The organism is Domibacillus aminovorans (assembly GCF_001643235.1).
Lineage (GTDB): Bacteria > Bacillota > Bacilli > Bacillales > Domibacillaceae > Domibacillus > Domibacillus aminovorans.
The window spans coordinates 26,662-37,062 of the sequence record NZ_LQWY01000045.1; the positions used below are offsets into that span (position 1 = coordinate 26,662).

The following is a 10,401-nucleotide window of genomic DNA, read 5'->3' on the forward strand; positions in this document are numbered from 1 at the left end:
TTACGCGGAGGAATTATATGAAACCTAAAATAAATACGAAAGCCATATTAATTACTTTCATGATTGGTGCGTTTTTTGCCATATTAAACGAAACGCTGCTTAATATTGCCTTAACGAAGCTAATGGTTGTATTTAATGTCGATGCTCCCACTGTCCAGTGGTTAGCAACTGGATTTATGCTTGTTATGGGCGTTTTAATGCCTATATCAGCCTTATTAATTCAATGGTTTACTACGAGACAAATGTTTATTGGTGTCATGACTGTTTTTTTAATCGGGACCATTATTGCTGCTTGTGCAGTGAATTTTCCCATGCTGTTAACCGGCCGTATGATACAAGCTGTCGGTACTGGGTTGTTAATACCCGTTATAATGAATGCCTTGCTCTTACTTTATCCTCCGGAAGTTCGCGGGAAAATTATGGGGACTTTTGGTTTGGTCATTATGTTTGCTCCAGCACTGGGTCCTACCTTGTCAGGAGTCATCGTTGACTTATTAGGCTGGCGCTGGTTATTCATATCTGTTATTCCGTTTACACTATTTTCAATTTTATTTGCGTTAAAGTATTTGCAAAATGTCGGTGAGGTCACTCGCCCTAAAGTAGATGTAATATCTATTGTCCTTTCTTCAATTGGAATAGGGGGAATTGTGTATGGCTTTAGCAGCGCTGGAGAAAATCCAAAAGGTTTTTTATCTGCAACGATTATTACCATTATCTTCATCAGTTTGATCAGCTTGCTTTTATTTACACTGCGTCAATTAAAGTTAGACGAACCTTTGTTAGATGTTCGAGTATTTAAATATAAAAATTATGCACGAGGAGTCAGTCTTTTTGTGATTGTTATCATGGCGATGTTTGCCTCTGAAATTGTAATGCCCATGTATTTACAAGGTCCTCTCGGATATACCGCAAAAGTAGCGGGATTATTGCTGTTACCGGGTGCGTTATTAAACGGTCTAATGTCACCGGTGATGGGTACGTTATTTGATAAGTATGGACCTAGGAAATTAATCATACCCGGTACGATCGTGTTAATCGGAGTCATGATATTCTTTAGTAATATCAATCCTTCGATACCGATATGGTCTTTCATTATTGTCTATATACTATTGATGCTGTCTATTTCGGCGATCATGATGCCAGCTCAAACGAATGCGTTAAATGAATTGCCAAAGCATTTATATCCACATGGCACAGCCATTTCGAACACATTGCAGCCTGTCGCAGGGGCACTTGGTGTTTCGATCTTTGTCAGTATCATGACCCAAGGCAGTAAAAGTCATGTCGAAGAACAAACAGCCCGGGTAACAGAGCAATTAATGAATGAAGCGATGACTGTCGGTGTACATCATGCCTATTGGTTTGCATTAGGTTTATGTATTGTTGCTTTCGTTATCACTTTATCTATCAAAAAAGCTATCGCTCCGGATTTTGATACAGATGATAATTGAGTGATAGAATCAGTGATAAAGGTAATAAAAAACGGCTTTCTTGATGTAAGAGAAATCCGTTTTTTGGTGTTCTTTTTTGATCGTCTTTTGTAATATCAAAGCTAATGTGAAGAGAACTTTGAAACAACATGAGTAATTTTTATCCAATGGAGGCTTCTTCACTAGGCCAACTGTTGCTCAGCGAATTCACGATATAATTCATGTGATTGTATTAATTCGTGATGTGTTCCGATGCCGGTTACTTGTCCTTTTTCGATAAAAACAATTTTATTCGCATCGACAATCGTGGATAATCGATGGGCGATGACGAATGTCGTGCGACCTTCCATTAATCGTGTGAGAGCTTCTTGTACGATACTTTCTGATTGGCTGTCTAAGCTTGCCGTTGCTTCATCCATCATGAGAATTTTAGGATCTCGTAAAAAAGCACGCGCAATGGCGATACGCTGTCTTTGCCCGCCTGACAATTTCACACCACGCTCTCCAACTTCGGTGTCTAGTCCTTTTGGGAATTTTTCGATAAATTGATCTGCGTATGCCATTTTTGCAACTTCCCATAGACGTTCATCCGCTATTTTTTCGGGGTTCTTTAAGCCATAACATAAATTTTCACGAATCGTCCCAGCCATCATGGCACTTTCTTGAGAAACGTAACCGATTTGGCTGCGCCATGATGCAAGCGATAATTCGTTAATAGGAGTTTGCCCGATTCGTATTTCACCTGCAGTAGGTTCGTAAAACCGTTCAAGCAATCCGAACATCGTCGTTTTCCCGCCGCCGCTTGGTCCAGCGAAAGCAATCATTTCACCAGGCTGTGCTTCTAATGAGATATTTTCGAGTACAGGTTCATCCTCACTATAAGCAAATGACACATTTGAGATACGCATTGGCTTGTTTGTAATATCCAATTCTAAACCGTCTTGTCCATCTTCTAACGACAGTTCTAAAATGTCGATAATTCGCTCTGTTGCTCCTTTTGCTTTTTGTAATTGAGTAAAGAACATCGCAAAGGATGTGATCGGCATAATAATTTGGAATAAGTAAAGCAAAAAAGCAACGAGTGATCCCGTCGACATCGACCCATTTGCCACACGCATGCCGCCGTAACCAATAATCATTACGATAACGACCATGATGACAAGGTACATGATAGGTGCGATTAAGGCAAAAATCCGTGCTTCTTTTAATCCGAAGCCCAACAACTTTTCGATCCCTGTTACTCCTCTTGCTTCTTCGTTTTGTTCAGCGGTTGAGGATTTCATTAAGCGGATTTCACTAAGCGTTTGTTGGATATGTCCTGTAAAAGTGGCGGTTTCATCTTGTAAACCACGTGAGACTTTTGCCATCTGTCGTCCGAGTGGAATCATAATCACCAATGTAATTGGAACAGAAATTAACATGAGAAGCGTCATTTTCCAATCCATTACAAGTAAGATAATAATGGCACCGATAATAGAAACAATTCCTGTAATAAATTGTGGGAAGTGATTCGAAATTAAATCCCGCACAACGCTTGTATCATTAACGACCCGACTCACGGTTTCCCCGCTTGATTGTTTATCAAAATAGCTGACTGGTAATCGAATCAGTTTTACCCACATGCGATCGCGTAATCTTGCCACTATTTTTTGGCCAACCAGGCTTAGCAAATAGATAGAGACTCCACTAATCACCGCTTGGATGATAAAGGCTGCTCCAATGCCGATCATGAGAGGAATGCTTAATGATGCCACTGAGAAACCATCTACTAAATTCTTTGTGAGTAAAGGGACAACAAGGCCTGCAAGAGTTGTAAGTAAACTTGCCGTTAATCCGATAATGAGTGCTACCTTAGGGATATTGGTTGATAAAATAAGAGAGATAAATGGCTTTAGGCCACTTTGTTGTTTTTCCAATGTTTGCAGCTCCTATCAATGTGATCTTTCTTTATAGTAGTGGGGAGTGAAGAGTTCCTACGTGCCTAGAGCTCTTCACGGTATCCTTTACATCCATCTTACTTTAATTTCAAAAAAGCGCCAGTATAAGAACCTTGCACAGCTGAAACTTGCTCAGGTGTCCCATCTGCAATAATCATCCCACCAGCGTCCCCGCCCTCTGGACCATTACGTTAACGGTAGACTTTATAATGAAAGTAAGAAAGGATGAAGCTCATGTACAGCAGGACGGCTTTCTAAAAAGACGAATATTGCAGTGAGGACATTTCGCTTTTATGACGAGATCGGGTTATTGAAGCCTGCAAAAGTGGCTAATTCGGGATACCGCTATTATTCGAATGAGAAAAAAGCTGTAGCGATGGTAGACAGATTTACGATTAAACCGGAGAACTATAAGAAAAGAGTAGATCAGGTTTTTCCATGTTGTCTTTAAACGCAGACAGTACAAGGGAGGAGGTAATCATGCTTAAAGAACTTATTACTAAAACAGAGATGATAATTTAGTAAAGACATTATCTTTTATCAAAAGGAGCATAAAATGAACAGGTTTAAAAAAATGATCAAAAGCAGAGTATTTTTGCTTTTCCTTGTACTCATTGCATTTATTTATTTAAATAACAGTTCTTTTTTTATTAAACAGCCTAGTAGGGAACCTTTGCTTTTAGCTCACCGGGGGCTCGCCCAAACGTTCACAATGGAAGGCATTACAAATGAAACATGTACAGCTGAGCGTATATATGAGCCAGATCATCCTTACTTGGAGAATACCATTCCATCTATGGAAGCGGCGTTTCAATCCGGGGCTGATATCATTGAATTTGATATAAAACCAACCAAAGACGGACAATTTGCTGTTTTTCACGATTGGACTCTCGATTGTCGCACGAACATGGAGGGTGTGACGAAAGATTATACGATGGAAGAGTTAAAGAAAATGGATATTGGCTACGGATATACAGCCGATAATGGAAAAACCTATCCCTTTCGTGGTAAAGGAGTGGGACTTATGCCATCACTTGAAGAGGTACTTACTCATTTTCCGGAACATTCGTTTTTAATTCACATTAAAAGCAATGATTCAAAAGAGGGGGAGCAGCTTGCTCAGTTCCTTTCTCAACTGCCAGCAAAACGTCTTAGTCAGTTGACTGTCTATGGAGGAGATGAACCGATTGCGGCTTTAAAAGAAAATCTGCCAGACATCCGAGTGATGTCAAAATCCACCATGAAAAGCTGCTTACTCCCATACATTGGCCTAGGATGGACAGGATATGTTCCATCAGCCTGTGAACATACAGAATTGCATATTCCTGAAAAAATTGCCCCTTGGTTATGGGGATGGTCGAACAAGTTTCTTAATCGAATGGATAAAGTCGATGCCCGTGTAATCGTTGTAGGCGGGAATGGAAGTGATTTTTCAAGTGGGTTTGATCAACCTGAAGATATAAAACGTCTGCCAGAAAACTATACTGGTGGCATTTGGACTAATCGGATTGATAAAATCGCACCTCTGTATCAAAACGAATAAAAGAGAAAGGGCTATCCTAAAAGTCAGTGAATAACGGACTGGGGAAAGCCCTATTCTTGTTTAAGAAAGTGTTTTAGTGTTTTTATATGATGATAATTCGTTAATAAAAAATATATAAAAAAGCGATTGACTTTGACGTTGCGTAAAGGTGTATCGTTACATTTATAAGGGGGTGAGCGGATGGAGTATACAGTGCAAAAGCTGGCTAATCTAGCAGGTGTCAGCGCCAGAACACTCAGGTATTATGATGAAATCGATATTCTTAAGCCAACAAGAATCAATTCATCAGGATATCGAATCTATGGACAATCGGAAGTTGACAAGTTACAGCAAATCCTTTTTTACAGAGAATTAGGTGTAAGTTTAGACAGTATAAAGGAGATCGTAACGGCATCTTCCTTTGACGGTGCGGCCGCACTGAGAGAACATCGTGAAAAGCTCCTTGCGAAAAGGAAACAATTAGATTTGTTATTGGCGAATGTGGATAAAACCATTGCTTTAACAGAAGGGAGAACGAATATGACGGATAAAGAAAAGTTTACAGGGTTTAAGCAAAAAATGATCGATGATAATGAGAAAAAATATGGTGAAGAAATTCGACAAAAATATAGCAATGAAACGATTGATCAATCAAATGCAAAAGTAATGAATATGACCGAAGAAGATTATGAGGCGGTGACAAATATAGAGAAACAAGTATTAGAAACATTAGCACAAGCTTTTGAAAATGGCGATCCAGCTGGTGAGTTGGGCCAAAAGGCAGCTGAATTGCATAAGAAATGGCTCATGTACTATTGGAGTGAATACAGTAAAGAAGCACATGCAGGTCTAGCCCAAATGTATGTGGATGACGAAAGGTTTAAAGCATATTACGATGAAAAACAGCCGGGTGGGGCCGAGTTTTTAAGAGATGCCATTCATATTTATACGGGCATGAAAGGTTGAACAGAAAAGCATTAAATCATTTAATCTGAAGGAAACATTGAATTCAGATTAAATGAAAAAGGTAAAATGACGTGCTGAATAATTGGAATTTAGCACGTCATTTTAATTTTACTCTGCTAGCAAATCAAGTGTGTCTTTCGGACGTTCATTAAGATCTACGTTGCTAGAGCTTGCACGATACGTTCCATTGATGAGATCACCGAAGCCTTGATCGCGAAGAAGTTGAACGACTGGCTTAATGATTGAAATGTTGTTATCGACAAGATAGGTCGTTTTTGTACGGATCAATTGATCAAAAATCTCGCTGCGCGGAATGCCTGTTTCCGCAAAGACATTTTGGCTCAATAATAAGTCCATCAATGTTAAATCCGGGTAATCCTCTCCGGCAAAGGTAAGGTCGCTGTTTACCTGATACCAGAGGTCGCCGCTCGGACGAATCCATTTTGGATGAAGGTTTTCAATACCATCTTTCATTTCACGTGCGGTCGTCAAGTATGTTGTGTTGCCGGTTTGTTTATACGTTTCTAGCAAAAAGCGCATTTCCCCGAGTGCATGATTCAGGGACGCGTGCGTTTTCTTACTGCCTGTACCAATCTTATAATAATCGGCGATTAAGTAGCCGGATGGAGTTACAGATATCGTATTACCAAGGCTTCGCTGGTTGATCAGAAAGTCTGCATAACGCAAATTCGCTTTCGCAATTTGTGGAATATTGAGTGCTTCTCCTGTATTTTTCAAGAAAAGCGCTGCATTTTCATTAAGACGCGTATCTACATACGGAGCAGTTGTACCGTAAGCTTTTTTCAGCCATGTACTCGTATATTCTGTTTCGAAAACAGGGGTTTCTCCAGCAGTGACAGCACCGCCTGAAAATACATCAAGATCGGCAACAGCATTCACAACCAAGTCGCGAAGGTAGCGCTCTTGATTGCTGTTATAAGCGGTTAAATAAACGCCGCCCTGCAACCGGTTAATGTTACGCCCGTATCCCATTTGATGACTGGGCTCAATCGACCACGGCAATTTCGTATAAGCACCATCTGCTGTAAACCAGTTATTAATCGATCCGTATTCGAGAATTGTTCTCTTGAACCAGTCATTCCGATTTGTTTCGCTTGCGAACAGCGGTTGTTCGGACAGAAGCGCCCAGGATTCGGAAATGGCTTTCCCTTGAACGGACATATTCAATTGTGCCGTCACAAGATTTTGTGATGGATTCGTCAGTACTTGATAGCTTTCACGCTCATCCAGTAATTCTCGAATAACAGAACGCTGTCCGTTCGCATAATTCGTCTGGCGCTGTACGGAGATATAGTTTTTGCTCATCATCACTTCGTTTGTGACTTTGACTCCATGCTTCACTGATAAAATACCGGTTGGATGAGACGTTTTGTCAACGCCAAACGTATTATTATGCGATTGGTCAACGGTTCCATGTGCGGAATACTTGGCGATCGAATAATCATTTGACTGCTGGAATGGCAGAATCACAGAGGCCGAATACGTATTGTCGCCGTTGTGAAGGAATTTTGTAAAAGCAAATGTATCTCCATTATCGAGCTTGCGCAGCGTCACCTGCAGTGAGCCTAGCGGTTTTGAGGTGTTGCCCATATGATAATAATAATGTTCATCCGTTGATAAAACATGTGCCTCTGTCGTTCGTTTATCATATGTGAGCGGCACTCCTTTTGTATTCATCCGTACTTTTATGTACTGATCACTATGGATGGGAATAACGACTTCCTGATTATCAGCAGGTGTGGGATTTGGAACGGGTTCGGTACTGCCGCTAATTAGGTCAAGTGCTGTCATCATTCTGTATACAAAAACGGCCGACTCTCCGCGCGTGGCAATTTTACCTGGCTCAAATGTATCAACACCTGTACCTTTAATTAAACCATAATTTGTCATGCGCTCGACAGCGTCATACGCGTATTTGCCGATTTTGACCGCATCTTTGTATGTAAGCGGAGTACGGTTTGTATAATTACCTTTCAGCTGCATCGCCCGGTCCAGCATGACTGCGACATCAGACCTTGTCACCGGCTGATTAGCAAGCGCTTGTCCATTCGCATTCCCTAAAATGAGGCCCGCCTTTTTCGCTGCAGCAATATCCTCATAAAGCCGACTTGTCGGTGGGACATCCGGAAACGTAGACGTTCCCGCTGGTAAATCAAGAGCCCGAACAAGATAAGCTAAAAACTGGCCTCTTGTCACTTCTGTATAAGGACGAAATGTCCCGTCTTCATAGCCTGAAATAACGCCTTCATTTGTGAGTGCTTCGATTTCTTTTTTTGCCCAATGGTGATCCACATCGCTGAAAGACTGGGCAGAAACGTGGAAAACGAACGTAAACACAAAAAGAAAAGCGGCTAAACTCCCTCCAACTTTTCGCATATGATCCCCTTTCTCTATTAAAAGATACAAAGAAATTATAACATGCTTGAAAATGGATGGTTCATGTTAAATTTTTATAACTAGTGAAATCATATAAATTGACTTTTTGGTTAGAGTGGAGTTTACTTCAATTGTTTTTTTTTAGGATGATTTTTATCACCTAAGTACACACTAAAGGCATTAATCAGTTATCAGAAAAACAAGGAGGATTATTATGAAGGCAATTAGTAAAGGGACTAATAAACTGATAACTGGTATTGTCTTTCGGGTTATTGTGTTCTGGTTTTTTGCTCAGTCAATGGTCAACATCGTGCCAACTGTACAGTCGGATTTAGGCATTTTGCTTGGCTTGTTGAATGTGACAATCAGTTTAACGGCCTTATTTTCCGGTATTTTGATCGTTGCTGTCGGGGGACTGGCAGACAAAATCCTCTGTAAAAAAATGACATATGATGGATTAATTTTGAATATTATCGGTTCTCTCTGCTTCATATTTACACAGGGAGCTGTGTCGCTCATTATTGGGCTGTCATTCAATGAAAAAGCTGTTCACAAAATGCCATTATAAAAAAGAAGGAGCTAATGGATATGAATTTTATTTCTATTATTATTCCGGCTTACAATGAAGAAGAGAACGTTCAATTAGTTTATGAAAAGATTAAAAAAGAATTTTTAAGCCTTTCATATGATTTTGAAGTGCTGTTTATTAACGATGCCAGTACAGATGGGACGCTTCAGCAAATTAAACAATTATCTACAAAAACGCCAAATGTAAAGTATATTTCTTTTTCCCGGAATTTTGGAAAGGAAGCTGCAATTTTTGCTGGTTTGCAGCATGTTAGCGGACGAGCGGTTATTATAATGGATGCTGATTTGCAGCATCCTCCCTGTTTAATCCCGGATTTAATGAAGGGATATGAAGAGGGATATGATCAGGTTATTGCTCGCCGAAACCGAAAAGGAGACCATGTTTTCCGTAGGCTTTGCTCTGCGACTTATTATAAGGTGGTCAATAAAGTGGTCGATGTGGAGCTCAAGGATGGCGTAGGGGACTTTAGGCTTCTTAGCGAAAGAGCGGTTCAAGCGGCATTAGCTTTAAACGAAGGACAGCGTTTCTCTAAGGGACTGTTTTCCTGGATTGGGATGGAACAGAAAATAATTGATTACGATAATGTGATTCGGGAAAACGGGGAAACGAAGTGGTCTTTTTCAAAATTGCTGAATTATGGTTTGGACGGAATTTTGTCTTTTAATAACAGTCCGCTCCGGGCTTGTTTTCACACCGGAGCTTTCATTCTAATGCTTTCCGTTGTGTACAGCATCATTACATTTATTCAAATTATGGAAAATGGGGTTGATGTTCCCGGCTATTTCACCATTATTACAGCCATTCTTTTACTCGGGGGCATTCAGCTTTTAAGCCTCGGTGTTATTGGTGAGTATATTGGCCGGATTTATTATGAAACGAAAAAGCGCCCGACTTATTTAATTCAGGAAACAAATATTATGAATGGAGTGCCTCATGAGAAGAACCGGCCAAGAATTTATCAGATTCATCGTAATCGGGGTAATCAATACCTTTAATTATTACATGATTTATTTGTTGCTTCATGCCATGGCAGTGTTCAGCTACATGTATTCTCATGTCATTGCTTTTTTATTTAGTTTTGTTCTTTCTTTTTTCTTGAATTCTTACTTTACGTTTAAAGTGAAACCAACGCTGGTAAAGTTTTTAAAGTTTCCTTTGTCTCAAGCTTTCAATTTTTCCATTTCTTCTCTTTTCATGTATGTGTTCGTTGAATACTTTCACATTAGCAGTACAATTACACCGATTCTCGCTGTATTTATAACGGTGCCGATGACGTTTATCTTGACAGGAAAAATCTTGAAAAAAGAGAGTGTCAGTGGATGAGAAAAAAGTTGATAATACTTATATTAATCAGCAGTATACTTCTGTCGGCAGCCGCTCATTTCTTTTTTTTGCAGGAATGGTTTAATGGCCGGTTTATGATAGGGCCCAATGATGGACTTTCACAAATAGTTCCATTTAAAACATTCATTTATGAAAATTATAAACAAGGTAACTTTTTTTATTCATGGCAATTTGGGGGAGCGTCAAGAATTTTGTGTAAATGACGGAATCCCTTTT

General features: G+C 39.9%; 8 protein-coding genes and 2 pseudogenes. 8 read left to right on the forward strand and 2 right to left on the reverse strand.

Annotated features, from left to right (window positions below):
- The first annotated feature begins 17 nt into the window (after positions 1-17).
- Positions 18-1,451 (forward strand): MDR family MFS transporter, encoded by a 1,434-nt coding sequence (locus tag AWH49_RS14505; RefSeq protein ID WP_063966315.1) that lies wholly within the window; start codon positions 18-20, stop codon positions 1,449-1,451.
- A 161-nt stretch (positions 1,452-1,612) separates the two neighbouring features.
- Here AWH49_RS14505 and AWH49_RS14510 read toward each other — a convergent pair whose 3' ends face one another.
- On the reverse strand, positions 1,613-3,346 hold the full coding sequence (locus tag AWH49_RS14510; protein ID WP_063966316.1) for an ABC transporter ATP-binding protein: 1,734 nt from the start codon (positions 3,344-3,346) through the stop codon (positions 1,613-1,615).
- Positions 3,347-3,617: 271 nt separating this feature from the next.
- Between AWH49_RS14510 and AWH49_RS21345 the strand changes: the two are divergent.
- The 3 genes and pseudogenes from AWH49_RS21345 to AWH49_RS14520 form a co-directional block, all read left to right on the forward strand.
- Positions 3,618-3,818, forward strand: a pseudogene (locus AWH49_RS21345) (MerR family DNA-binding transcriptional regulator); the annotation flags it as partial.
- A 105-nt stretch (positions 3,819-3,923) separates the two neighbouring features.
- On the forward strand, positions 3,924-4,910 hold the full coding sequence (locus AWH49_RS14515) for a glycerophosphodiester phosphodiesterase family protein (protein ID WP_063966317.1): 987 nt from the start codon (positions 3,924-3,926) through the stop codon (positions 4,908-4,910).
- Positions 4,911-5,090: 180 nt separating this feature from the next.
- Positions 5,091-5,855, forward strand: a complete 765-nt coding sequence (locus AWH49_RS14520) for a MerR family transcriptional regulator (protein WP_063966318.1) — start codon at positions 5,091-5,093, stop codon at positions 5,853-5,855.
- Positions 5,856-5,963: 108 nt separating this feature from the next.
- Here the strand turns inward: AWH49_RS14520 and AWH49_RS14525 are convergent, their stop codons facing one another.
- The gene (locus AWH49_RS14525) at positions 5,964-8,252 is read right to left on the reverse strand and encodes an S-layer homology domain-containing protein (RefSeq protein WP_063966319.1); all 2,289 of its coding nucleotides are present in this window, start codon (positions 8,250-8,252) and stop codon (positions 5,964-5,966) included.
- A gap of 214 nt (positions 8,253-8,466) precedes the next feature.
- Here AWH49_RS14525 and AWH49_RS14530 point away from each other — a divergent pair.
- The 4 genes and pseudogenes from AWH49_RS14530 to AWH49_RS21020 all read left to right on the forward strand — a co-directional run.
- Positions 8,467-8,778 (forward strand): annotated as a pseudogene (locus AWH49_RS14530) (MFS transporter); the annotation flags it as partial.
- 56 nt (positions 8,779-8,834) lie between these two features.
- Complete coding sequence (locus AWH49_RS14535; protein ID WP_063966321.1) at positions 8,835-9,836, forward strand: glycosyltransferase family 2 protein; 1,002 nt, start codon at positions 8,835-8,837, stop codon at positions 9,834-9,836.
- Positions 9,837-9,843: 7 nt separating this feature from the next.
- Positions 9,844-10,164, forward strand: coding sequence for a GtrA family protein (locus AWH49_RS14540; protein ID WP_018395230.1), 321 nt, complete (start codon positions 9,844-9,846; stop codon positions 10,162-10,164).
- Complete coding sequence (locus tag AWH49_RS21020) at positions 10,161-10,388, forward strand: YfhO family protein (RefSeq protein ID WP_063966322.1); 228 nt, start codon at positions 10,161-10,163, stop codon at positions 10,386-10,388. The genes AWH49_RS14540 and AWH49_RS21020 overlap by 4 nt, the downstream gene beginning before the upstream one ends.
- Positions 10,389-10,401: the final 13 nt, after the last annotated feature.

Excerpts from the sequence above, each read along its gene's own strand:
- AWH49_RS14505 (WP_063966315.1), top strand. The coding sequence starts at position 18 with ATGAAACCTAAAATAAATACGAAAGCCATATTAATTACTTTCATGATT.
- AWH49_RS14515 (WP_063966317.1), top strand. The coding sequence starts at position 3,924 with ATGAACAGGTTTAAAAAAATGATCAAAAGCAGAGTATTTTTGCTTTTC.
- AWH49_RS14520 (WP_063966318.1), top strand. The coding sequence starts at position 5,091 with ATGGAGTATACAGTGCAAAAGCTGGCTAATCTAGCAGGTGTCAGCGCC.
- AWH49_RS14525 (WP_063966319.1), bottom strand. The coding sequence starts at position 8,252 with ATGCGAAAAGTTGGAGGGAGTTTAGCCGCTTTTCTTTTTGTGTTTACG.
- AWH49_RS14535 (WP_063966321.1), top strand. The coding sequence starts at position 8,835 with ATGGATATGAATTTTATTTCTATTATTATTCCGGCTTACAATGAAGAA.
- AWH49_RS14540 (WP_018395230.1), top strand. The coding sequence starts at position 9,844 with ATGATTTATTTGTTGCTTCATGCCATGGCAGTGTTCAGCTACATGTAT.
- AWH49_RS21020 (WP_063966322.1), top strand. The coding sequence starts at position 10,161 with ATGAGAAAAAAGTTGATAATACTTATATTAATCAGCAGTATACTTCTG.